The 23,029-nt window shown below is 43.8% G+C and carries 21 protein-coding genes and 2 pseudogenes; 9 read left to right on the top strand and 14 right to left on the bottom strand.

All coding sequences use genetic code 11. The annotated features are described in order from the left end of the window. Nucleotides 1-50: 50 nt before the first annotated feature. A complete protein-coding gene (locus NST56_RS03125) occupies nt 51-758 on the top strand; it encodes a DUF4352 domain-containing protein (RefSeq protein ID WP_339182058.1) in 708 nt (235 codons plus the stop codon). Nucleotides 759-1,070: 312 nt separating this feature from the next. On the opposite strand, the gene NST56_RS03120 is transcribed toward NST56_RS03125, so the two are convergent. Both NST56_RS03120 and NST56_RS03115 read right to left on the bottom strand, forming a co-directional pair. Beyond that, nucleotides 1,071-2,525 carry a collagen-like protein gene (locus tag NST56_RS03120; protein ID WP_339179896.1) on the bottom strand — a complete coding sequence of 485 codons (1,455 nt, stop codon included), beginning with the start codon at nt 2,523-2,525 and terminating at the stop codon, nt 1,071-1,073. 364 nt (nt 2,526-2,889) lie between these two features. Continuing rightward, complete coding sequence (locus NST56_RS03115) at nt 2,890-4,074, bottom strand: macrolide family glycosyltransferase (protein ID WP_339179893.1); 1,185 nt, start codon at nt 4,072-4,074, stop codon at nt 2,890-2,892. A 129-nt stretch (nt 4,075-4,203) separates the two neighbouring features. Here NST56_RS03115 and NST56_RS03110 point away from each other — a divergent pair, with 129 nt between their 5' ends. Beyond that, entirely contained in the window at nt 4,204-4,344 is a 141-nt protein-coding gene (locus NST56_RS03110) for a hypothetical protein (RefSeq protein WP_268504030.1), read from the top strand. 22 nt (nt 4,345-4,366) lie between these two features. On the opposite strand, the gene NST56_RS03105 is transcribed toward NST56_RS03110, so the two are convergent. Next, on the bottom strand, nt 4,367-5,629 hold the full coding sequence (locus NST56_RS03105; protein ID WP_339179889.1) for a glycoside hydrolase family 18 protein: 1,263 nt from the start codon (nt 5,627-5,629) through the stop codon (nt 4,367-4,369). A 138-nt stretch (nt 5,630-5,767) separates the two neighbouring features. After that, the gene (locus NST56_RS03100; protein ID WP_339179887.1) at nt 5,768-6,442 is read right to left on the bottom strand and encodes a GntR family transcriptional regulator; all 675 of its coding nucleotides are present in this window, start codon (nt 6,440-6,442) and stop codon (nt 5,768-5,770) included. Nucleotides 6,443-6,693: 251 nt separating this feature from the next. Here NST56_RS03100 and NST56_RS03095 point away from each other — a divergent pair, with 251 nt between their 5' ends. Continuing rightward, nucleotides 6,694-7,431: a sulfite exporter TauE/SafE family protein gene (locus NST56_RS03095; RefSeq protein ID WP_010333182.1), complete on the top strand. Its 738-nt coding sequence runs from the start codon at nt 6,694-6,696 to the stop codon at nt 7,429-7,431. A 42-nt stretch (nt 7,432-7,473) separates the two neighbouring features. Here NST56_RS03095 and NST56_RS03090 read toward each other — a convergent pair whose 3' ends face one another. The 3 genes from NST56_RS03090 to NST56_RS03080 form a co-directional block, all read right to left on the bottom strand. Next, nucleotides 7,474-8,679, bottom strand: a complete 1,206-nt coding sequence (locus NST56_RS03090; RefSeq protein WP_010333181.1) for a Bcr/CflA family efflux MFS transporter — start codon at nt 8,677-8,679, stop codon at nt 7,474-7,476. Nucleotides 8,680-8,883: 204 nt separating this feature from the next. Continuing rightward, nucleotides 8,884-9,207: an AzlD domain-containing protein gene (locus NST56_RS03085; protein ID WP_339179883.1), complete on the bottom strand. Its 324-nt coding sequence runs from the start codon at nt 9,205-9,207 to the stop codon at nt 8,884-8,886. Next, complete coding sequence (locus NST56_RS03080) at nt 9,204-9,929, bottom strand: AzlC family ABC transporter permease (RefSeq protein ID WP_339179880.1); 726 nt, start codon at nt 9,927-9,929, stop codon at nt 9,204-9,206. The genes NST56_RS03085 and NST56_RS03080 overlap by 4 nt, the downstream gene beginning before the upstream one ends. A gap of 117 nt (nt 9,930-10,046) precedes the next feature. Here NST56_RS03080 and NST56_RS03075 point away from each other — a divergent pair, with 117 nt between their 5' ends. The 3 genes and pseudogenes from NST56_RS03075 (at nt 10,047) to NST56_RS03065 (ending at nt 11,825) form a co-directional block, all read left to right on the top strand. Then, the gene (locus NST56_RS03075) at nt 10,047-10,604 is read left to right on the top strand and encodes a helix-turn-helix domain-containing protein (protein WP_010333178.1); all 558 of its coding nucleotides are present in this window, start codon (nt 10,047-10,049) and stop codon (nt 10,602-10,604) included. Between the two features lie 82 nt (nt 10,605-10,686). Beyond that, nucleotides 10,687-11,180: pseudogene (locus tag NST56_RS03070) on the top strand (MarR family transcriptional regulator). 15 nt (nt 11,181-11,195) lie between these two features. Further along, complete coding sequence (locus NST56_RS03065; protein ID WP_339179878.1) at nt 11,196-11,825, top strand: nitroreductase family protein; 630 nt, start codon at nt 11,196-11,198, stop codon at nt 11,823-11,825. Nucleotides 11,826-11,865: 40 nt separating this feature from the next. Here NST56_RS03065 and NST56_RS03060 read toward each other — a convergent pair. The 3 genes and pseudogenes from NST56_RS03060 to NST56_RS03050 all read right to left on the bottom strand — a co-directional run. Further along, a pseudogene (locus tag NST56_RS03060) lies at nt 11,866-12,240 on the bottom strand (SDR family oxidoreductase); the annotation flags it as partial. 60 nt (nt 12,241-12,300) lie between these two features. Beyond that, nucleotides 12,301-14,958, bottom strand: coding sequence for an MMPL family transporter (locus tag NST56_RS03055; RefSeq protein ID WP_339179875.1), 2,658 nt, complete (start codon nt 14,956-14,958; stop codon nt 12,301-12,303). After that, the gene (locus NST56_RS03050) at nt 14,955-15,413 is read right to left on the bottom strand and encodes a MarR family transcriptional regulator (RefSeq protein ID WP_326332700.1); all 459 of its coding nucleotides are present in this window, start codon (nt 15,411-15,413) and stop codon (nt 14,955-14,957) included. Before NST56_RS03050 ends, NST56_RS03055 begins: the two co-directional genes overlap by 4 nt. 166 nt (nt 15,414-15,579) lie before the next feature. On the opposite strand from NST56_RS03050, the gene dinB reads away from it, so the two are divergent. The 3 genes from dinB to abc-f all read left to right on the top strand — a co-directional run bounded on the left by dinB (nt 15,580) and on the right by abc-f (nt 19,628). After that, nucleotides 15,580-16,089: a damage-inducible protein DinB gene (gene dinB / locus NST56_RS03045; protein ID WP_339179872.1), complete on the top strand. Its 510-nt coding sequence runs from the start codon at nt 15,580-15,582 to the stop codon at nt 16,087-16,089. Between the two features lie 188 nt (nt 16,090-16,277). Further along, complete coding sequence (locus NST56_RS03040; RefSeq protein ID WP_010333171.1) at nt 16,278-17,654, top strand: amino acid permease; 1,377 nt, start codon at nt 16,278-16,280, stop codon at nt 17,652-17,654. 339 nt (nt 17,655-17,993) lie between these two features. Beyond that, nucleotides 17,994-19,628, top strand: a complete 1,635-nt coding sequence (gene abc-f / locus NST56_RS03035; protein WP_339179869.1) for an ABC-F type ribosomal protection protein — start codon at nt 17,994-17,996, stop codon at nt 19,626-19,628. Nucleotides 19,629-19,944: 316 nt separating this feature from the next. On the opposite strand, the gene NST56_RS03030 is transcribed toward abc-f, so the two are convergent. The 4 genes from NST56_RS03030 to NST56_RS03015 all read right to left on the bottom strand — a co-directional run bounded on the left by NST56_RS03030 (nt 19,945) and on the right by NST56_RS03015 (nt 23,008). After that, nucleotides 19,945-20,418 (bottom strand): GNAT family N-acetyltransferase, encoded by a 474-nt coding sequence (locus NST56_RS03030; protein ID WP_268450624.1) that lies wholly within the window; start codon nt 20,416-20,418, stop codon nt 19,945-19,947. A 606-nt stretch (nt 20,419-21,024) separates the two neighbouring features. Beyond that, nucleotides 21,025-21,363, bottom strand: a complete 339-nt coding sequence (locus tag NST56_RS03025) for a thioredoxin family protein (RefSeq protein WP_339179866.1) — start codon at nt 21,361-21,363, stop codon at nt 21,025-21,027. A 184-nt stretch (nt 21,364-21,547) separates the two neighbouring features. Next, on the bottom strand, nt 21,548-21,937 hold the full coding sequence (locus NST56_RS03020) for a DoxX family protein (protein ID WP_268450627.1): 390 nt from the start codon (nt 21,935-21,937) through the stop codon (nt 21,548-21,550). A gap of 126 nt (nt 21,938-22,063) precedes the next feature. Next, nucleotides 22,064-23,008 (bottom strand): ring-cleaving dioxygenase, encoded by a 945-nt coding sequence (locus NST56_RS03015; RefSeq protein WP_268450630.1) that lies wholly within the window; start codon nt 23,006-23,008, stop codon nt 22,064-22,066. Between the last annotated feature and the right edge of the window lie 21 nt (nt 23,009-23,029).

The following is a 23,029-nucleotide window of genomic DNA, read 5'->3' as shown; positions in this document are numbered from 1 at the left end:
GCCCGTTGCTTGTATAAGGAACGGGCTCTCTTTTTAATGGAGGACTTATGATGAAAAAGACTCTATCGATCTTATTTTTTATCGTCATACTTGCGGGCTGTTCCTCAAACGTCAATTCAGAAAAACAAAATACAGCCGGAGAGCAAACAGCAAAAGCCACACCGCAAAGCACTTCGTCTCAAAAAGACAGTATAGATGAGTATCAGCCTAATGCACAGGTAACAGATGACCGGTCATTGCTGAAGGTCAATCAAACGTTTTCTGATGACAAAGGAGAAGCCGTCTTAAAAGATATCAAACAAGTCAATCAAACTTATAAGATTGGAAACGTAGAGTTAACAATAAAAGAAATGAAGCTGATCCACTTACGTCCGGATTACAGCATGATTGATTATTTTCATGTATTAACACACGATGAAGAGTTTGATTTCGTTAAAGTTTTCGTTGATATCAAGAACACATCTTCCGAGAAAGTGAATTTTGCCCCGGTTGCATTGATGAAAACAAATACAGGAGAAACCTTTGATTGGAACAAAGATATTTACCTAGAAGAGTTGAATGGTGAATTAGAAGCCGGCGCCGAAAAATCCGGCAATCTCGGCTTTATTGTAAACGCAGCAAGTGGCCATGCTCACGATGAACCATCAGCTGATAAGAAGAAAAAAGAGATCAAGTGGATTGAAATCACAACAAGTGACGTTTTTGACCAAAACCATAAGAAAATCAGTGATTCTCAAAAGATCAAAATTGAATTTTAACGATTGCCTTCCAACACGGAAGGTTTTTTTATTGGTGAAGTTAAGCTGTCACCTTGTATGCCCATTTGATATCCAGTTATCACTAAAAAAGATAGAGTAAATCGAACTTCTTTTTCTTTCCTATCGTGATAAAAGTCGTTCAGTGAGCTATGAATTTCGTATTTGTCTCTTTTCCGCATACACCTGAGGTAAAAAGAAACTGGAGCGTTTGTATGGTCAACTTAAATCAGGTCAAAAAAAGCACTGTTGAACGATTAAGTACTAGTAAGATCAATAGAGTACTTTTGTTTGTTCATGACACAGTGCTAATTGTTAATCTAATTTTTTAATTACAATTGAAGCGTTTACGTTAGTTTGTGTCCCTCCCGCCAAAGTCTGCAGAGTCACTGCGGCAGCGGACGTATGATTTCGAAGAGTGAGGACATCGCCGGCTGCTATGGCTATAATAGCCTGGCCGTTGTTTTGCTGAGTACCTGCACCTGAACCGTAGACTGTATTCGTAATCGGTGCACCATTTAAAAATAATGTAAATTGGTTAGGCTCTACTCCCGAAACAGAAAAAGTGACCTCATAGTCTCCCGGAGTGGTAATTGCAATTTGAGAAGTCCCGGGGGCATGTGTAATTCCAGGGGTGGTTATCCCTGTTGAATCAAAAATGACATCAGCCTCTATAGCTACTGTTTGAGCACTAAAGTTATAAATATACCCGTATTCGGATAACCCAGCTGCTCCTGTGCCGGTTGCTCCTGTGGCTCCCGTGGCTCCGGTGGCTCCGGCTGGTCCGACGTCACCGGTTGCTCCTGTGGCTCCCGTGGCTCCGGCTGGTCCGGCGTCCCCAGTTGCTCCTGTGGCTCCCGTCGCTCCTGTGGCTCCCGTCGCTCCTGTGGCTCCGGTTGGTCCGGCGTCACCGGTTGCTCCTGTGGCTCCCGTTGCTCCCGTGGCTCCGGCTGGTCCGGCGTCACCGGTTGCTCCTGTGGCTCCCGTCGCTCCTGTGGCTCCGGCTGGTCCGGCGTCTCCTGTGGCTCCCGTCGCTCCTGTGGCTCCCGTCGCTCCTGTGGCTCCCGTTGCTCCGGCGTCTCCTGTGGCTCCGGTGACTCCCGTTGCTCCGGCTGGTCCGGCGTCACCGGTTGCTCCTGTGGCTCCCGTTGCTCCCGTCGCTCCGGCTGGTCCGACGTCACCGGTTGCTCCTGTGGCTCCCGTCGCTCCTGTGGCTCCGGCTGGTCCGGCGTCCCCGGTTGCTCCTGTGGCTCCCGTGGCTCCGGCTGGTCCGGCGTCCCCAGTTGCTCCTGTGGCTCCCGTGGCTCCGGCTGGTCCGGCGTCTCCTGTGGCTCCTGTGGCTCCCGTCGCTCCTGTGGCTCCGGCCGGTCCGGCGTCTCCTGTGGCTCCCGTCGCTCCTGTAGCTCCGGCCGGTCCGGCGTCTCCTGTGGCTCCCGTCGCTCCGGTGGCTCCGGCTGGTCCGGCGTCCCCGGTTGCTCCTGTGGCTCCCGTCGCTCCGGTGGCTCCGGCTGGTCCGGCGTCCCCGGTTGCTCCTGTGGCTCCCGTGACTCCTGTTGCTCCGGCCGGCCCTGGTGGTCCGGTGGCTCCCGTAGCCCCGGCCAGTCCTGGTGGTCCTGTGGCCCCTGTAGCTCCGGGCAGCCCTGGCAGCCCCGGTGGCCCTGGTGGTCCTGGCGGTCCTGGTGGTCCGGTGGCTCCAATACTGCCTGGTATACCGCGTAATCCACGTGGTCCCTGCGGCCCTCTTGCTCCCCTTACACAACAGCAGCACATACATGAATGTTTAGGCTCAGGATTTTTTTTAGGGCCTACTCTACAACTGGGGCTTGAAGAGTTAGATCCACAGTAAGGGCATCTATGTGACGGTTTTCGAGACATATTTTCTATTCACATCCTTTTATAACTGTATTTACCATACACTTATTCATAATATGAAAAATGACGTTGAGTGTGAATGAATACGAAAGTATTTCTCCTGCTCCATCGCCCTCAGAAAATGAACCCTTACATCTATAATCCTCTTGACAAAACCGTTGATCCGCAAATTGACTCCGGTTATTTCTGCAATGCCAGCAAGACCCTAAATGAAAAAAGAGTGAGAACATATAAATCTCACTCTTTTTCTTATTTTTGCTGTTTATTTTCTCTGATCTATAAATTGATCGATCTGCTCCATTACCTCTTCCATATTCATGCAACCCTGAAAGCTTTGATTGATTTTTTGAATCCCTTCCTTGTATCGGTCGTTATTCAACACTTCTTCCACTGCATGTTTTAAAGACTGCGCGGTTACATGGTCTTTAGATACTGTATAACCGGCTTGTAATTCAGTCAGTCGCTGGGCCACCATTGGCTGGTCCTTATCGTGCGGCATTACAACTAAAGGAACGTTAAAGTGAATGCCTTCATTTACACTGTTCATTCCCCCATGAGTGATGAAAACGTCTGATTGTTCCAGCACTTCCAATTGAGGCACATATGAAGCAATGATAAAGTTTTCCGGCGCTTGCTTTAATCTTGTCAGATCAGCTTTTTCTCCCGCAGCTATCACGACCTTGCCCCTGACATCAGAAAAGGCATCTATACATAAGTTGAAAAACTCCTCAGTTTCGTCTAATACCGTCCCCATTGAAATATAGATAACTTTCTCACCTTTCAATTTCTCAATCGGGAAATCAGTTTTTTCCGCTCTCTTTGGAAAGCTTGGACCGATAAATAGAAACTCATTGCCGAAACGATGGCTTTCCGGCTGAAAATATCGGCTTGTGTACACTACATTTAGGCCACCTTTATTATTCATGAATTGAACCATATTTTCAGGTGATACACCGTAATTTTGTTTCATCTCTAATAATAGATCTTCACACTCTTTATCCAATTGTAAAGGCACTTCTGAATCCGGATGCAGAGGCAATATCTTCAAATGCTCTTCATCGAATAAAAAGGAAGCAGATGAAGAGATGCCCGGGATGTTGAGATAATCTCTGACCAGCTCTCCCGCACCGAATTTATCATAATAAACAAAATCAAACTGAATGCTTTTTGACAGTTCTTTCACGATATTTAATATGGTCAGAGATGTCTTTATATGAATTTTTAAGAAGGAGAGAATACCGTCAGGGGAACCTGTACGAACGGGAACTGTCCTCAGCAAATCCTGATGAAGGTGGACAGTCGCTCCTACCGCTTCTAATCTTTCTTTATACCTTTCAGTGGAGATATAGTGGACATCGTATCCTCGATCGGCAAAGGCTTTCGTAATGCCTAATGTAGGATTTACGTGGCCTTCTGCAGGAAAATTTAGGATTAATACTTTTTTCATTCTGACAACTTCCTCTCACTCGTATTCCGTAAGCTTTCATAAGACGATATGCAATTTGTGCCTGATTAGACTGATATTAGTTATCACTATCGATCATAATTGGGGAGACCGACGCCATGCAAGTGACAAATGCACGAATTATTCTGCCACTTTAGGCTGATGCGGTTTTATGGCTTTCAATCTGTTACGATTAAGGATATCGCCAGCGTCAGTGAACTGACAATCTATCCGGTACTCAGAGCTGCACGAAGCAGCTTAAAACATCACTAAAAAGACACCGTGTTCGGTGCCTTTACACTTTTCTGATCGTAAAAAATTTACGCAGAAGCCACGGTGCTGGTGTGAATCCGAGTGTTAACTGCCAGGCGCCAATGGCTTGTAATCCATATTCTCGGACGATCAGCATCTTTTGGCTCATGCTCCTGACATCTTCAAACCATACTTCATGCGTCCGTCCCTGCTCATCTCTGTAGCGAAAAAATGGCGATTGATATTCGTTTGAATACTGAATGGGTGCTTGGTACCTCATCGCTGTTTCAATTGATTTTTGATTTGAAATAGCTGAAGCCACTGTTCCCGGCTGGTAAGGGATGATCCAATTGTAGCCGTAGAGCGGGACACCGATGATGATTTTTCTCCGCGGCACCTGGGCAATCGCAAATTCAATTGTTCTTCTTATTTCAGTAATCGGCGCAACAGGCCCCGGCTCGCTTCCCGCATGATGCCAGTCATACGCCATGATAAACATATAATTGACGACCGCTCCGATCCCTCCGTAATCATAGCCCCTCAGCCATGAAATATCATCACTTGTTTTTGCCGGAACAGCTATGGTCAGCACATAGCCACCCGGCTGCAGACGATCTCTGAGCTGACGCAAAAATCCTGTGAACAGATCCCGGTCTGCGGCGCTCACTTTTTCAAAATCGATCATCACGCCGCCATATCCCCTTGTGGATACCAAGTTATAAATATTGTTAACCAGATTGGTTCTCGCAGTTGGATTGTTTAACACTTGGCGTACGAGTTCCGTGCTGAAGCCTGCTGAGGTTAAATTTGTTATTGTTGCAAGCGGCGTCACTCGTCTTCTCCATGTGGTTTCAATAGCGGCTGCGTCATTCAATTGGTTTGCAATGTCGCCATTAGGCGCAATATGGTATTCGAAAATGGAAATCGAAGACGAATACGGTGCGTAATCATTGATTAAATCGCGATCAAGCTCCGGATTACGGAGCACGTAAAAGCTTAACGTTCCCGCAATATAGTTTGAGATATTGGGGATCGTTAGTCTCATTCCTGCTTGCAAGGCATTTGGGTTTATAGCGGGATTTGCGGCTCTTAGCCGTTCTGCTGGAACAAACGCTTTTGCCGCAATAGCTGCGAGCGTGTCGTCCGGCTGTACTGTATATACATAAAGAGGGATAAGCAGAGCCTGCCCCGGCACAATATTCGTTTCTTCTAACCCATTCACACCCCGTATTTGATCAACAGAAGCACCGTATCTTCTGCCTATGGAAAACAAAGAATCACCCGGCCGGACGATATGGATAAACATGTCTAACCCCCATTATTCGTTAGTCAATCATCATAGAATCTTATTAATGGGCTTCCTTATATATGATTTGCGATTTATTAAGTGGATGAGAGCAATAAAAAATACCAAGGACTCTTCCTTGGTATCCGTACATGTCATTTAATTTTCTTTTCCTTCTTCAAGCACACGCTTCAAATGTTCTGAGTCATGATTGAAATGAGCCATCATATATTCTTTGGCTGCTTCTTTGTTTCTCTTTTTGACTTCTTCAAATATGCTGCGGTGTTCACGCAGGATCGTTTCAGGGCGGTTGTCCCCTTTATAATTAAGGATTCTGCAAAAATGAATCAGATCATTTACATGCTCAAGCAAATTTTTCAAATGTCTGTTATGGCTAAAATCGACAAGCAGCTGATGAAACTTTTGGTTTAAGCTGATCATTTCAGTTTCTTCCGCTCCGTTACGAATCGCGTTTTCTGTTTCTTCAAGCTGTGTTTCAAGCGTTTGAAGCTCTTCGTCATTCGCTTTGTCTATTACCAATTCGACAGCAAGCAGCTCGAGAGGAATTCTGATTTTATAAATTTCATCTACATCTTTAGCTGTTAAAGAAGCGATTGAAAATCCATTCCGGTCATCTGCCCGTAACAAGCCGTCTTTCTCAAGCAGCCGCATAGCTTCCCGTATCGGAGAGCGGCTGACGCCGAAACTTTTAGCCAGCTGTGTTTCATTGATCCGTTCCCCCGGCTTAAAAGTTCCGTTAAAAATCATTTTTTTCAGCTGGAAATAAAATTGCAGGTAATAAGGAGTCGGCTTGTCTAATTTAAATTCATCCATATACATAATACCTCTTTTGAATAGATTCAGGGGTCTGTTCTTCATCAAAATCATATAACAGATAATAAAGGGAAGCAACAAACTGCCTTGTCAAATCCCCAAATTTGCGGTACGATATTTTTGCTAAACGACGGTCGACGGACTACTGTCAACCAATGAGATGATCCTCTCATGTGCTACCGAACAGTTCGCCTCAGCTACAATCACTAGATCATTACATTTACAGCTCAGTATACAATGGAGGAAAAGCTATGCTCATTATTCTTGTTATGTTTCTTCTTGGAATCATTTTAGGCTTTATTGGTGCTGGGGGAGCCGGCTTTGTTATCGCTCTTTTAACCCTTGTTTTTCATATTCCGATTCATACGGCTTTAGGCACTTCCCTCGCCGGTATGGCTTTCACCAGCTTATCGGGGGCGTACAGCCATTACAGGGAAGGCAACATCCAGTTAAAAATCGGTTTAACGGTCGGGTGCTTCGCTGCCGTTGGATCATTTTTCGGGGCAAAGCTGACATCTTTTATTCCGGCCGATTTGCTTCATTATTTGACAGCGGGAATGTTATTTTTATCAGCGATTCTTATTCTAATCAGGTTATTTATCTTAAAAGAAAAACCTCAAGTGAATCAAAGCAATGTATCAATGTATACAAAAGCCGTGATTTTAGGAATCGTATCAGGCATACTTTCCGGCACATTCGGCATCGGTTCTGCTCCTTTTATCCAGATCGGTTTAATGATTATGCTGAACCTGTCCATTCGTCATTCTGTCGGAACGACGATGCTTGTCATTATCCCTCTTGCTGTAGGAGGAGGCATAGGGTATATCACGGAAGGATTTGTTGATTATGTATTGCTGGTCAAAGTCTTGATCGGAACCATGTGCGGTGCGTATGTTGGCGCGAAATTCACCAATCTCATGCCAAAGGCCGTCTTGAAATCCGCAATCTTTTTGACTCCGGCCATCGCCGGCCTGCTTTTGCTATTTTAATGAGATCAAAAAAAAACCTGACATGCCGTCAGGTTTTTTTGATTAATTTTGCTTCACGCTCTCCTTTGTTAATCTAAAAAAGGCGAGCGAACCGATAACTGCTGTAACAAACATGATCGCTCCCATCGGAACAGCTGTCGTCTCATCAATGCCCACAAGCGGCGAAACGATGGAGCCAAGGAGCAGCGGGAGCATTCCCAGCAGCGCACTTGCACTTCCGGCGCGGTGCCCCTGTTTTTCCATGGCCAGCGTAAATGTGCTCGTCAGAACCATGCCGATCGTAATCATATAGACAAAAATAGAGATAACCAATGCAGCGAGAGGGCCGTGAATCATCGTCATCGTTAATAGCACGGCAGTCGCAATCATAGCTGTAATGACCGCCATGCGGAGCAGGCTTTTTTCATGAATGATTCCGCCAAAGCGCCCGATCATAAAACTTCCCGTAATAATCGCCAAGCCGTTTATGCCGAATAAAATACTAAACACCTGCGGCGACACCCCATAAATATCCTGGTACACAAAAGGCGTACCGGATACATAAGCAAAGCTTCCTCCGTGAATAAATCCGACAGTTAACGCGTAGCCCATAAAAGAACGATCCTTCAGCAGGCTCCCCATCGTTCTGACAGATGTTCCGATTGAGCTTGGAATCCGCTTTTCCGGCGGCAATGTTTCTTTTAACTTCAGCGCAATAATCAGAACAAGTACAAATCCGATGATCGTTAAAAAGTGAAAAATCGTATGCCACGTTGCAAACGGCAGCAATAAAAGAGCACCGCCTGTCATTGGCGCAATCATTGGCGCGACTGCAGTAATCACCATTAACAGTGAGAAAAATTTAGAAAGCTCTCTCCCTGTAAACACATCCCGCACGATTGCCCGAGACAGCACGAGTCCCGCAGAGGCCGTAATCCCCTGTAAAAAACGGGCTGCCACTAGTGTTGTAATGTTTGGTGAAAGCGCACAGAACAGAGAAGATAACGCAAATAAGAAAATACAGATTAATAGCGGTTTCCGTCTTCCCTGCGCATCACTGACCGGCCCGACAATCACTTGACCTATGGTAAGCCCGATCAGACAGGCTGTTAAACTTAACTGTACAAGCGAGGCACTGGCCGATAAATCATCGGCAATGTCAGGAAAACTAGGCAAATACATATCTATATTAAGCGGGCCCAATATAGCAAGCATGCCGAGCAGAAACGCCAATGCCAAACGCTCTTTTCCAGTTGGATTTTGCAGCATTCTATCAAAACCTTCCCTTTAATCTAGTATTTATTTTCAATAGATGTCACTCCAACAATTGATTGAAGCTGTAAAACATTTGTATATTGTACCATAACTTTCAGCCAGTGAAAGCCGCTTAAAGATTGAATCATAGACACAAAAAATACCAGGGTCTGCTCCCCCCTGATATCGTGAGTTTTGATGTAAATATAAACAGCTGTTTTATACCCATAAGCGCAAGCCGGCCATAAGAACAACACCGCTGATAACTGTCATAGATAAACTTTTTGTTTTCATTGCAATCAATAGAGTTGGAATTAATACAACAGCCACCTGCCAATTCAATTTCAGAGAATCATTGGATTGAATCATGCAATCCTTCACAACAAGTGCCGTCAATATACAAACCGGTACATAGGAGAGCCATTTCAGCACAGGCACCGGCAAGGAAATATTCCGTACAACTAAAAATGGAACCACGCGGGGAATCACTGTGACCAGCGCGCAGCCGATAATCACCGTCAGGATGTATGCATTTATGCTCATTTATCTGTCACCACCCCGATTGTCGCTACGATGATCGTTGACATGATGACAGCGAGATGAGACGGCATAATGAAAGAGAAAATAATCATCGCAATCACCATATAAATGATGAGAGATACATAGTGTTTAACCTTTGCAGGCACAACATGTTCCATCTGCAAAATCAGCAATGCTAAAAACATAGCCGTCACCGCAAAGTCGAGTCCGAACATTTCCGGATCGGTAATCCATTTACCAAAGACTGCACCTGCCACACAAGAAAGCACCCAGCACGCATATGCAGTGAGATTTAAACCGAACATCCATCGATCACTAATCGGTTCTTTTTTTACAATCTTATTTGAAGCAACACCAAAGGACTCATCTGTCACCATCATGCCGATCCCCACATTTTTCACTAGCGAATACTTTGAAAAATGAGGAGCAAGCGAAGCACTTAATAGAAAATTTCGTAAATTCACAATAAACGTTGTCAGGATAATAGCGGACATCGGACTGTTGGCTGCTAACAAAGCACAGATAATGAACTGGGCGCCGCCTGCAAAAACCAAACCTGACAACAGTGTAATTTCAAGGACACTTAAATGCGAGGCAATCCCCACGATACCGGCAGCCAAACCTATACTGATATAGCCGATTAGCGTCGGGACACAATCTTTAAACCCTTGTATGAACGATGGCTCGCATGTTTGGGCATGAGTTAGTTCCTTCTCTGATATCATTCTGTCCCCCTCCTAGTCTAACATATTATACACATATACGTTATAGCTTACAACAGTATGTAAGAGCTGATTTTAATGTGCTATAATAAAGCGAATATGACGTAAGGAGATACATGTATGGATGATATCCAAGCCATTATCGCAAAGAATCTTGCCAAACTCAGAAAAAGCAGAAACCTGACTCTTGATCAAGTTTCTGAGTTAACAGGCGTCAGCAAAGCGATGCTCGGACAAATTGAGAAAGAAAAATCGACCCCGACTGTCACCACTCTCTGGAAGATCGCAAATGGGCTGCAAGTATCTTTTTCTGTTTTTCTGAAAGAAGACAAGCCGAAAGTAAGAAAAATTAATCTCAAAGATATTGAACCTGTTACAGATAATGAAGAAAACTACATCGTTTACCCCTTTTTTCCCTACAATCCTGAAACAAAGTTTGAAATTTATGTTGTCGATCTGAAACCGGGGTGCATACATGAAGCAAAAACACATTTAGGAGAAGAATACATTTTAATTAAAGAGGGCGAGTTAACCGTCAATCTGCAGGACCAGAAGCATACGCTTGTTTCCGGAGACGCCTTGCAGTTTACGGGATCCACACCGCACAGCTACATCAATTCATCACAGGAAACGGCCAGCTTTTTTCTGCTGATGTTTTATCCTGAGCCGCAAGGATAACAAGAACCTCCCAACTTATATGTTGGGAGGTTTTTCAAATGTGCAAAAGGCTTGCAAATTGAAATCAATCGTTGTATATTAATTGATATGTCAATCATTGATATATCAATTATTTTTTTGACAAGAAAGAAGGGATGGGTTTTGGCATCATTTTGTTCTGAGGAAGCCGAGATTTTATATCAGCTGCAAGGCGTGAACAAAGTGATTGGCGTGAAGTTCGAGGCATGCACGGGCATCAGCCAATCTCGTTTGGAATTGCTGACATTGCTTTATCATGCGGATGAGATTAGTCAAAGCGACCTTCAAAAGAAAGTCAATATCGATAGCGCGGCCGTCACAAGACACCTAAAACAGCTTGAAGCAAAAGGCATGGTATCAAGACGGCGCAAGCCCGAAGACAATCGGATTACCCTTGTGCGGTTAACAGATCAAGGAAGAAAACGAATCGAGTCTTCTAAGAAAGAAAAGGAGCGTTTCATGAAAGAAATGCTCGCAAATGTAAGTGCTGAAGAGCGCCGCGTGCTTATTAATGTGCTTGGGCGCATGCGAAACAACATAGATAATATCGAAGCTTAAAAGGAGTGTATCAACATGATTAAAACAAACGATTTTATGGAGATTATGAAAGGACGCCGTTCCATTCGCAATTATGATCCGACAGTGAAAATCAGCAAAGAAGAAATGACAGAAATCCTAGAGGAAGCTACAACTGCACCATCCTCTGTCAACGCGCAGCCATGGCGTTTTCTCGTCATCGACAGCCCGGAAGGAAAAGAGAAGCTCGCGCCGTTAGCAAGCTTTAACCAAACACAGGTCACAACTTCATCTGCCGTCATCGCTGTTTTTGCAGACATGAACAATGCAGACTATTTAGAAGAAATTTATTCAAAAGCCGTTGAGCTCGGTTACATGCCGCAGGAGGTAAAAGACAGACAAATCGCTGCCCTGACTGCTCATTTTGAAAAGCTTCCTGCACAGGTAAACCGTGAAACGATCCTGATTGACGGCGGCCTTGTTTCTATGCAGCTTATGCTGACTGCACGCGCGCACGGCTATGACACAAATCCGATCGGCGGCTACGATAAAGAAAACATCGCAGAAGCCTTCGGATTAGACAAAGAGCGTTATGTGCCTGTTATGCTTCTTTCTATCGGAAAAGCTGCGGACGAAGGATACGCTTCCTACCGTCTGCCGGTTGATACCATTGCAGAATGGAAATAATACAAAGCTCCCAAGAATGACTCTTGGGAGCTTTTTCATTTTAGATAAATCCGCCATGCACACGGATCGTCTGGCCTGTGATCCATTGGGATTTTTCGCTCACCAAAAAGTCAATCACATTTGCGATATCCTCCGGTTCGCCAATGCAGTCGACTTGTTCACTCCTTCTAGCTGCTGCTCGGTTTTGCCTGCATGAAACAGCCCGGTGTTCTCTGGCCCTTGTGCAACCGCATTAATGGTGATTTGTTTCCGGCTAATTCTTTGGCTAGCTGACGGGCGAATTGCTCAACCGCGCCTTTTGTTCCCGCATATACGCTGTACGCAGGAGACATTTGCCTGACAACAGATGCAGAAAAGTTGAGGCTTTCCCCCCCTTCCCCTCCATGTATTTCATCGCTTGCTGACAGACGAAAAACGGCCTCTTCCATCTACAAAAAAGAGTGATGAACAAATGAATTGTCACCACTCTTTTTTTCTATTCTATATTTTTCTTTCTGCCAAACGGCCACCAGTTTCCTTCTCCAAATGTAACAATGATTGCCGGCATCAAGAGCGGAAGAATGACAAGGCCGTAAAGCAGCAGCCCGATAATGATGACACTTGCCACCTGCATCAGCGTATTGACGCCTGATGGCATCATCGCCGCGAATGTACCGGCCAAAATAATAGCCGCGGTGATGATGACAGAGCCCATTTTGCTCATTGACCTGATGACACCTTGATGAATGCCAAGGTGTACCTCTTCCTTAAATCGGTCCAGCAAGAAGATCGAATAATCTACGCCTAACGCGATCAATATGACAAAACTGAAGAACGGTACTGCCCAGCTGACGCCGGCGTTACCTAAGCCGTTTACAAAAATTAATTCCGTTATGGATATCGACGTATAATACGTCAGCAGCAGTGACGCGATCATATAAATCGGCATGATCATGGAGCGGAACAAAATCGTTAACACAATAAACAGGCCAATAATCATGATCACCATTGTTCTGGAGAAGTCCGTTGTGGAAAGCTCTTTTAAGTCAGCATTCACACTCGTGACCCCGCCGAATACGACCTGTGCATCCTCGAGAGGAGTGCCGTCCACTTCGTTTGCTACAGCTTTTTTGATTTGGTTTATTGTTGTAATGGCTTGTTCTGAATAAGGATTAGAATCCAAGACGACGCTTAATTGCACGCCTTTGCCGTCTTCAAAGGAATATTGGTCGATTGACTTCTTAAAGTCTTTATCCTTCATGACTTGATCAGGAATGAATATCCCTGTATCCCTTACGGTTGAGCTTTTGCTCATGTCCTCTAACATATCACTGGAAGCTGTCATGCCGTCAGAGATTTTCGTCAGGCCATCATTTGCACTCTTCACGCCCCCTGCAAGCTTCTTCAGGCTTTCTGTCAGTGTTCCAGCTTGCGCCTGCTGGCCTGAGATCTGCTGGTTCGCTTGTTCAAGTCCGGTTTGAATCTGTCCAAGCTGTCCGCTGATTGCCGCAAGCTGCTGCACGGTCTGTGCAGTATTGCCGGTTTGGGAAATCTGTTTACTTACGAGCTGCAGCTGCTGATTGATTTTGCCCAATCCGTCTGCCGCATCGCCCAGTGAACCGCCGGAGCTGCTATTTGAGTTTGAGCCAGTTTGACCCGCCATTTGATTCAACCCGTTTTCGATATCAGTTAAACCGCTTTGGACATCTGCAATTCCTTTTACCGTCTTATCTAGCCCGTCTGAAACCGAGCCTAGCTGTTTATCAATATATAAATCTTTGATTTTTTCACCAGTCGGCTGCGTGATGGTCAAGACAGAGTCAACATGCTCGACTTTCTCAATCGCTTTGCTGATATTTCCGAGATAAGGGATTGTATCAGCTGTTGTGAGATCTTTGTCTCCTTTTATGACAACATTGATCGGGAACGCTTTCCCTTCACCGAATCCATCTTTGATGGCCTCGAGAGCTTTTACTGATTTATAATCGCTGCTGATTTCCGCAGTCGAATCGAAGGAAATCTGGTCATCATAGGTCAAAATAAACGGAAGCGTGATAAACACCGTAATGGCAATAAACAGAAACGGACGCATAACGGAATGTCTGCCGAGAAACGCCCATAATTTGTTGTCACTGTGCGACAGCACTTTCTTAGAAGGCCAAAATAATTTCTCACCCAGCGTTACCATAAATAATGGCAGCAGTGTATAGAGAATGATCATTAAGATCCCTACACCGACTGCGACCCCTACTGCGGATTGGAAAATCGCAAACTTCGCAAATCCTAAGGCGGAAAAACCGACCAATACCGCAAATCCACTAATAAATAAGGTTTTTCCTCCTGTACGGTAAGCGATAAGCGCCGCTTCTTTTTTATCATGCCCGTTTGCTAACTCTTCACGGAATCGGGTAAGAAGCAGAATGCAGTAATCTGTTCCGATACCGAACAGGATGGCAACTAAGAAGGTTTGCGTAAACGTCGAGATCGGAAAATCTACATTGTATACAAGGATGCCCAGTATAGATTGACTGATCAGATAAGAGAAACCGACAACTACAATCGGGATAAAAGGCGTCACAACAGATCGGAACACGATCAGCAGTAAACCGATGATCAAGCAGACTGTGATCACTTCCGTTTTCTTGAGTCCTTCTTCTGAGCTGTGAGCGAAATCCTGATTGATGAGAGAGGCTCCCGTAATATATGCAGTCAAATCATTAGGAACGATTTTATAGATGTCATCCGCGATTTTTTCCGCTTTTTTATCAGAACCTGTAATCGTGACAGGAATGAGAATCGTTTTCTTGTCTTTTGAAATCAATTGGTCTTTGACTTCTTTTTCTGCTGTTAGAGGAGACGTTACTTCTTCTACACCGTCGATCTTTTTGACTTTATCAATCATTTTCCTGAGCTGATCCTCTGTTTCTTTCTTCAGAGCGTGGTCTAATGTAACGACGATACTGAGCGAATTATTGTCTTCGCCCGCTTGTTTTAAAATGGCATTTGCTCTTTCTGAAACAGCATCAGCAGGAAGCTGGGCCTGCCCCTTTTGATTGGCCAGCTCCGTTAAGTTCGGAGAAAACAAACTCAATACGACGGTAAGTGCTAATATAACTGCTGCAATGGCCCACTTGAATTTGATGATTGCTCTCATTCTGCAGAATCTCCTCCTTTAAATTTGCTTTTTAGAATGGTGAATATCTCTATGATAGAATTTAAGTGTTTCTCATCTATATCATCAATCAGCTCTTTGAGAGCATTAAAAATGGCTGAATCTAATTCTTCCAGTATGGTTTCACCGCTGGCTGTGATGTTAATAAGCTTAGAGCGCTTATCACTTTTTGCCGGACAGTCATCCCATTCAACCAATCCCTTATCGATCAGCTTTTTCAGCCTGTTCGAAATCGCGCTTTTATGTACATTTTGATACATGGCCAGGCTGCCGGGAGACGTTGGGCCCTTGACTTTTAAAATTTTTAACAGGTCTGCCTGCTCCCTTGAGATATGCTTGAAGACATCCTGATTGATTTCACGATGCACAAACTCTGTCCCTTCAAGTAATACTTCTACAAACAGGTTTATCGCCTGACATAGCTTTTGTTCATTCAACATCTGCCCCTCCTCACTATAGTTTACCCCTCTAAACTTTATGATCAATGTCAATTAGTTTATTCCCCTAAACTATGTCTGTCAACATATTTTATTCACGAACACGACAACAAGAACACTCGTTCGTGTATAATAGATTCTATAAACGCGAAAGGGGAAAATTAACATGTCGGATTTTTCATTAAAATTGTATGAATATAACGTCTGGGCCAATCAGCAAATATTCAACCGATTAAAAGAGCTTCCAAAAGAGGTGTACCACCAAGAAGTTCAAAGCGTGTTTCCATCGATATCGCATGTGTTGTCTCATGTTTATCTTTCTGATCTCGGCTGGATGGAAGTGTTTTCCGGCCAAAGCATGACCGATGCTTTGGCGTTAGCTGAACAACTTAAAGAACAGACAGAAGCAAAAGAAATGGAGGAAATGGAAGTCCAGTTTCTGACATTATCGGAGCGCTATACATTATTTTTGCAGCAAAAAGAACAGCTCAATAAGCCCCTCCAGATTATAAATCCCTCAGGTGGAATCATGAAAACGACTGTTTCTGAGCTGGTTCCCCACGTTGTGAATCACGGGACATACCACCGCGGCAACATAACAGCGATGCTGCATCAGATAGGGTACGCATCTGCTCCGACTGATTATGGGCTTTATCTGTATATGAAAAAAGCATAAAATGGCGTAAACAAAAGCGGCTCCCACAATTGAGCCGCTTTTTTCGTATCATGTGAAGAATCGATAAACCTTAAAATTTCCTTCCATATTTCCTGTATAGTAAAAAAGATCGAAATTTTAGTGTTATAATAATCATTAAAAATATATTGCTGACTCAATAAACAATTTTCAATGGAGGAACACACAAAGTGACAGACGACATGACGAAAGACAATATAAATCAGCAAAAATTGGAAAGAGGCCTGAAAAACAGGCACATCCAGCTCATCGCCATCGGCGGGGCCATTGGAACGGGCTTATTTCTCGGCTCAGGAAAATCCATTCATTTTGCCGGACCGTCGATTCTATTTGCTTACATGATCACAGGGATCATTTGCTTTTTGATTATGAGATCTCTGGGTGAACTGCTGCTATCAAATTTGAACTATCACTCTTTTGTTGATTTTGTACAAGACTATTTAGGCGATATGGCAGCCTTTATCACCGGCTGGACTTATTGGTTCTGCTGGATTTCGATTGCAATGGCTGATCTGACAGCCGTCGGGCTCTACACTCAATATTGGCTCCCTGGTGTGCCGCAATGGGTGCCCGGCTTAATCGCTCTGATTATTTTACTGATTATGAACTTGGCAACCGTCAAGCTTTTTGGAGAATTAGAATTTTGGTTTGCTTTAATTAAAGTCATTGCCATTTTGGCGCTGATCGTCATTGGCCTTGTCATGATCTTTAAAGGTTTTTCCACAAGCTCAGGCGTCTCCAGTTTCACAAATCTCTGGAGCCACGGAGGTATGTTTCCAAATGGCATGCACGGGTTTATCCTGTCGTTCCAGATGGTTGTGTTTGCCTTTGTCGGTATTGAACTCGTCGGGCTTACAGCGGGTGAAACAGAAAACCCTGAAAAAGTCATCCCTAAGGCGATCAACAATATCCCTGTAAGGGTGCTGCTTTTCTATATTGGGGCGCTTCTTGTGATTATGAGCATCTATCCATGGGATGTCATCAACCCTAGCGAAAGCCCATTCGTACAGGTCTTTGTTGCAGTCGGCATCGTCGGTGCGGCAAGCATTATCAACTTTGTTGTATTAACGTCAGCTGCCTCAGCCTGCAACAGTGCTGTATTTAGTACAAGCCGAATGGTCTATTCACTGGCGAAAGATAAGAATGCGCCGGAATCAATGGCAAAACTGACACCGCGCAAGGTACCGAGAAATGCATTGTTCTTTTCAGCTATTGTGATTTTAATCGGTGTCACATTGAACTACATCATGCCGGAAGGCGTATTTACCTTGATCACAAGTATTTCCACCGTATGCTTTATCTACATTTGGGGAATTACCGTTATCTGCCATATGAAATACCGTAAAACAAGACCTGAATTAGCGAAAGCAAACAAATTTAAGCTGCCGCTTTACCCATTTACGAATTACTTAATTTTAGCGTTCCTGGCGTTTGTCCTTGTTGTGCTGGCATTAGCACAGGATACTCGGGTTTCTTTATTTGTTACACCGGTTTGGTTTATTTTGCTGATTGTGATTTATAAAGTAAGAAAATTAAAGCAGCAATAACCCTCTTACAGCTTCTGCCCTCAGAAATGAGAGCAGGAGCTTTTTTAATTGAATATCCAGAGGAGTTCCAATTTTTCTTTGCTCAAATTGAAAAATAATGCTATATTGTTTGTAATAAATTGAGAAGGGATGATGGGTGGACAATGATTAACTAATCTTATTTTTCCCGTTTGAAATTGTATATTTCAAATCATAAAAAATAGGATTAGTCTGCCCATTTTCTATATACGTAAGAGCTATTTATGAAGAATAGCTTATTTCATCATGGCAAAGGCACGGCTAATCCTTCCAAAACATTTGGGAGGATTTTTTTGTTCTCCCTTAAAGCGAGGGATATAGATGAAAGAACAATTAAAACTTACAAACGTCAGCTATGAAGTGAAGGATCTTACCATTTTTAATCACATACATGCAAGCGTTCAGCAAGGCGATATCATTGGAATTATCGGTAAAAATGGAGCTGGAAAATCGACACTGCTTCACCTGATCAACAAGGACTTAACTCCGTCACAGGGACAAATCCAATGGATGCAGCACGGCTTAAAAACGGTGCTGGTTGAACAGGAGACTGAATCGTATTCCTTTGAGAATCAGACACCTGCCGAAGTGAAACTGCTGGAGAAATGGCATGTGCCAGCCCGTGATTTCAGCCAGTTAAGCGGCGGAGAAAAACTAAAAGCACGGCTGGCAAAAGGACTATCAGAGGATGCAGACCTGTTCCTGCTAGATGAACCGACAAACCATCTTGATGACATAAGCCTGCAATTTCTCATTCAACAGCTGAAAAATGTTAGCGGCACTGTCATTCTCGTTTCGCACGATCGGTATTTCTTAGATGAAGTTGCCACGAAAATATGGTCAATCGAGGGCCACACGCTGACTGAATATAAAGGGAATTACTCTGGTTACATGAAGTTCCGGAAAGAGAAAAGACTGGCACAGCAGCGTGAATATGAAAAACAGCAGAAAATGATTGAACGAATTGAAGCACAAATGACAGAACTCACTTCATGGTCGAAAAAAGCCCACGCACAATCGACGAAAAAGGAAGGGTTTAAAGAATACCATCGTGTAAAAGCAAAGCGCACAGATGCCCAGATCAAATCGAAACAAAAGCGGCTTGAAAAAGAACTCGAAAAAACAAAGGCTGAACCTGTCGATCCGGAATATACTGTTCGTTTTTCAATTGATACAGCTCATAAAACAGGAAAACGGTTTTTGGAGGTTCAAAACCTGACGAAGTCATTTGGCGAAAAGACACTGTTTCAAAACGCCCGCTTTACGATTCAGCACGGAGAAAAGGTTGCCATTACAGGCCCAAACGGCAGCGGAAAAACAACCTTATTGAAAGTCATTCTTGGACAGGAAACGGCAGAGGGAAAGGTATGGATATCACCATCTGCAAAAATCGGTTATTTAACACAGGAAGTATTTGATTTGCCTTTAGCACAAACACCGGAGGAGTTATTTTATCAAGACACGTTCAAGGCAAGAGGGAACGTGCAGAATATCATGACGCAATTGGGCTTTACAGCTTCTCAATGGACAGAACCAATTCAACATATGAGTATGGGTGAGCGTGTAAAGTGCAAGTTGATGGCATATATCTTAGAGGAAAAAGACGTGCTGATATTAGATGAACCGACCAATCACCTCGACCTGCCGTCACGCGAACAGCTGGAAGAAACACTGTCACAATACAGCGGCACACTGATTGTGGTATCACACGATCGTTATTTTCTTGAGAAAACAACGAACAGTAAACTCGTTATTTCAGACAATGGCATCGAAAAGCAATTGAAGGACGTTCCTTCAGAAAGGAATGACCGGGAAGAGCTTCGTTTAAAGCTAGAGACAGAAAGACAAGAAGTGCTGGGAAAGCTTAGTTTTATGACGCCAAATGATAAAGGGTACAAAGAGCTTGATCAGGCGTTCAATGAGCTTACGAAACGAATGAAAGAGCTGGATCAATAGTGTGTAAGGGATACCAAGGGCTTTCGCCCTTGGTATTTTTTAAGCCTTCGCCAAAAGATAGAGCCTTAAATGACATTGCCTGCAAAAGGCTACATTTAGCACATGCTTCCGGGACTTAAAAAATCAATGATAGACGCCACTTCTTCTTCAACAACCTCAGACATCTCAATGATTTTGGAATTCCTCATGACTCTATCGATTCCCATGACCTTAGCGTCTCAAAGGAGGGAATAAAATACGCCGCGACGCTACCCAAGTAGTCATTGTCTTTTATCGGACTAAACGCGTCCGCTAAGCAGACCGGCATTTTCACCTGCTAGCACAGCTGTCTCCGCATTTTGATATTTGTCATGATATAGCCCATCTTCTGATAGAGATGGACGGCTGTCTCGTTGTGCGCAAACACATGAAGCGCAAGTCTTTCCACGCCCATCTCTCTTGCTCTTCCATCCAGCGTTTGAAGCGCCAATTGAGCCAGCCCTTTTCCGCGATAGGCTTCATATAATCCAAAGGAATAAATAAACGCTTCCTTTTGTGGATGGAGCGGATCAGCATATAGCCAGAGCCAGCCTATCCTTTCCCCTTGTTCATTTGTAATGTTCCAAAAGGTGTGATTGCTGCTGTTTCGTCCATCCGGAATCATTTTCTCATATGCTTGCTCCGATTTCTCAATCGCCTCTTTTTCTGTCCAAGTTCCCGACGCTATGTTTTGTTTCGCATAATTTTGCACGGACATCCCGCGAAATGCTTTAAACTCTTCCACAGTCATATCTTCCAAAGTTAACGCCATCCTGTATTCCTCCTTGTAAAAAAAGTCCAGCCAATGCCGGACACTCACCGCGTACAAATGAAAAGCTCTTCAATAACCCGTTTTAAGCCTCTGACTCTCTATCATTCGATAAGAGAAAAAGATTTCCTGCAAACCAGTATAAAAGACTGTAGGGATATAAGAGAAAAAATGCATCATCTTTAAAAATGCAATGGCCCTGCCGCGGCGAAAAGTTTTTGGTCCATGATGCTGTGAACCGCCTCTTCCCTTGTGACGATCCCCACGATGATGCCCTTCTTTCTTAAATATCTTTGCTCTAATTAATAAAGCCCCCTTCCTACATTATTTGAATATTACTATTTCTAGAAAATCAAAAAGGATGCTACACCTTGTAACACCCTTTTTTGCTTCACTTATTGGTTTGTTTAGAAATGATTTTGCTGGAGTTTGATGTGATGTTTTTATGCAAGCCCAATGATATTCTACTAGATGACGGCTGAAGATATGATGAAATGAGAAAATCATTTATATCCCCTGATTGTTCCTCATGTATGATACAGATCATCTTGATTCATTTGCTCCAGCCCCATTTCTGAGAGCTCCTTTTCATTTGGAAAGCGTAAAGCTTTATTCATCTTCATATAAACGATAAACCCTTTTCAGCCTTTCTTCGAACTGTTCAAAATGAACAAAACGAGCTTCTCTCAGAAACTCAGTCCCATCGATAAACAAAAGAAGCACAGGGACGGTGAAGACCGAAAATCGGCCGGCTACCTCTTCTACATCGTCAGCATTGATATGCCCCAATGTGATGTTTGGAAACTGATCCAATAATATTCTGAGTTGCGGCAGAACAGCATGACATACTGTACAGCCGGGTCTTGATATATAGATAAAACTGAATTGATGCTGCTTAATAAAATGCTCTATAGCATCTAATGAATGTAATTCTGTCATCTCTTTCATCCATTTACTCCTTCAAATTGGTCTATTTTTCATGACCAAGCATCGATACGTATCATTCACTATACACATTTATATTTATGATATCCGCTTTTTTGCTTTGCAGGGCACCTGCAAGTTTGCATGAAAATGGCAAAACAAAAGAACAGTTACCGCTTGCCAGTAACTGTTCTTACATACTTTCGTATTAAAAATGCAAAGCGTAAGCCCCTGAACCGATGAGTGCAACCCCGATGGAGACTGCAATCAACACCACGTTATATTCAAAACCGCCCGCGCCATTCGCAAATCCTTTCGCTCCATGGACTTTTACGATGGCACCTAACATAATGATCGTTATGATAGCAGCTCCAAGCGGGAGGAATACACCTAAAATAAATAAAATTCCGCTTACTAATTCCCCAAAACCTGATAAAGCGGCCGCGACGTTACCTGGTTTAACCCCAATTGATTCGAACCATTGTCCGGTTCCTTTAATCCCGTATCCGCCAAACCAGCCGAATAATTTTTGTGATCCATAAAACAGAAACACCACACCAATCATAATACGAATAAGCAATAGTCCTGCATCTTCCATTTTTATCTCTCCTCATTTTTGATGTAACATGATGTGCTGAAAGGCAGCACATCATGTTATTTACCTCCAGTAAATTCCAGCGGTCATCTGTTGAATATATGTCTCTTTATTTCTCTTCATGCGTTATTACAATCCGTCTAACTCTCTCACTTCAAACGGCAGCAGCCCTTGTTCAATTTGTGTTCGATGCGGTTCATACTGCACAGGCAGCATCAACCTTCCACCCATTGTTTCTGGTGATTCATCATGAGCAAAGCCCGGCGGATCAGTTGCAATTTCAAACAGGATTTCCCCATGTTCTCTGAAGTAAACCGCATTAAAATAATTTCTATCCTGAACAGGAGTCACACCGTATCCGTGAGAAGCAATATATCTTTGCCAATCTAATTGATCTTCGTCATCGCTAGCACGCCAAGCGATGTGATGCACCGTGCCGACTCCCATTTGTCCGCGGCCAATAGGCGTTAATTTAAGGTCAATCACATTTCCGATATCACCGGCAGAACGAAAACGAACGAAGTCTCCTTCCTTGCCGACTTGTTCCAGTCCCATGATATTTTCTAATAGCTCAGCGGTTTTATCAGGCTGTGCTGATAACAGGCTTGCACCGCCAAAGCCTTTAATGGCAACATCAGGTGTTATATCTCCAAACGTCCACGTATTGGCTTCTCCTTCTTCTCTTTCTACGATTTCTAAGTGCAGACCGTGCGGATCATCAAATTCTACATATTGTTCTCCAAAACGCTCGATTTTGGTGTATGGAACGTTGAACTTGTCAAGTCTCTTTTCCCAAAAAGCCATAGCTCCCTTCGGCACGACATAAGAAGTCACGCCAACTTGACCGTCCCCAATGATGCCTTTGCGGGCTCCTGCCCACGGAAAGAAGGTGATGATTGTTCCCGGCTTCCCGCCTTCATTTCCAAAATAAAGATGATACGTACCTGGATCATCAAAATTGACAGTTTGTTTGACCAATCGAAGCCCCAGGACTCCTGCGTAAAAATCTGCGTTCTCTTGAGGGTGACCGACAATTGCTGTAATATGATGTATTCCCATCGTTGTTTTAGCCATTTTTACCCGCTCCTTTGCATG

This window comes from Bacillus sp. FSL R5-0560 (genome assembly GCF_037966305.1).
Classification (GTDB): domain Bacteria; phylum Bacillota; class Bacilli; order Bacillales; family Bacillaceae; genus Bacillus; species Bacillus mojavensis.
The sequence above is the reverse complement of the archived record's forward strand: the minus strand, read 5'-3'. Positions and strand labels throughout refer to the sequence as shown.

What these genes read in the sequence shown, in the direction of transcription:
- NST56_RS03125 (WP_339182058.1), top strand. Translation starts at nt 51, where the DNA reads ATGAAAAAGACTCTATCGATCTTATTTTTTATCGTCATACTTGCGGGC.
- NST56_RS03120 (WP_339179896.1), bottom strand. Translation starts at nt 2,525, where the DNA reads ATGTGCTGCTGTTGTGTAAGGGGAGCAAGAGGGCCGCAGGGACCACGT.
- NST56_RS03115 (WP_339179893.1), bottom strand. Translation starts at nt 4,074, where the DNA reads ATGAAAAAAGTATTAATCCTAAATTTTCCTGCAGAAGGCCACGTAAAT.
- NST56_RS03110 (WP_268504030.1), top strand. Translation starts at nt 4,204, where the DNA reads ATGCACGAATTATTCTGCCACTTTAGGCTGATGCGGTTTTATGGCTTT.
- NST56_RS03105 (WP_339179889.1), bottom strand. Translation starts at nt 5,629, where the DNA reads ATGTTTATCCATATCGTCCGGCCGGGTGATTCTTTGTTTTCCATAGGC.
- NST56_RS03100 (WP_339179887.1), bottom strand. Translation starts at nt 6,442, where the DNA reads ATGGATGAATTTAAATTAGACAAGCCGACTCCTTATTACCTGCAATTT.
- NST56_RS03095 (WP_010333182.1), top strand. Translation starts at nt 6,694, where the DNA reads ATGCTCATTATTCTTGTTATGTTTCTTCTTGGAATCATTTTAGGCTTT.
- NST56_RS03090 (WP_010333181.1), bottom strand. Translation starts at nt 8,679, where the DNA reads ATGCTGCAAAATCCAACTGGAAAAGAGCGTTTGGCATTGGCGTTTCTG.
- NST56_RS03085 (WP_339179883.1), bottom strand. Translation starts at nt 9,207, where the DNA reads ATGAGCATAAATGCATACATCCTGACGGTGATTATCGGCTGCGCGCTG.
- NST56_RS03080 (WP_339179880.1), bottom strand. Translation starts at nt 9,929, where the DNA reads ATGATATCAGAGAAGGAACTAACTCATGCCCAAACATGCGAGCCATCG.
- NST56_RS03075 (WP_010333178.1), top strand. Translation starts at nt 10,047, where the DNA reads ATGGATGATATCCAAGCCATTATCGCAAAGAATCTTGCCAAACTCAGA.
- NST56_RS03065 (WP_339179878.1), top strand. Translation starts at nt 11,196, where the DNA reads ATGATTAAAACAAACGATTTTATGGAGATTATGAAAGGACGCCGTTCC.
- NST56_RS03055 (WP_339179875.1), bottom strand. Translation starts at nt 14,958, where the DNA reads ATGAGAGCAATCATCAAATTCAAGTGGGCCATTGCAGCAGTTATATTA.
- dinB (WP_339179872.1), top strand. Translation starts at nt 15,580, where the DNA reads ATGTCGGATTTTTCATTAAAATTGTATGAATATAACGTCTGGGCCAAT.
- abc-f (WP_339179869.1), top strand. Translation starts at nt 17,994, where the DNA reads ATGAAAGAACAATTAAAACTTACAAACGTCAGCTATGAAGTGAAGGAT.
- NST56_RS03030 (WP_268450624.1), bottom strand. Translation starts at nt 20,418, where the DNA reads ATGGCGTTAACTTTGGAAGATATGACTGTGGAAGAGTTTAAAGCATTT.
- NST56_RS03025 (WP_339179866.1), bottom strand. Translation starts at nt 21,363, where the DNA reads ATGAAAGAGATGACAGAATTACATTCATTAGATGCTATAGAGCATTTT.
- NST56_RS03020 (WP_268450627.1), bottom strand. Translation starts at nt 21,937, where the DNA reads ATGGAAGATGCAGGACTATTGCTTATTCGTATTATGATTGGTGTGGTG.
- NST56_RS03015 (WP_268450630.1), bottom strand. Translation starts at nt 23,008, where the DNA reads ATGGCTAAAACAACGATGGGAATACATCATATTACAGCAATTGTCGGT.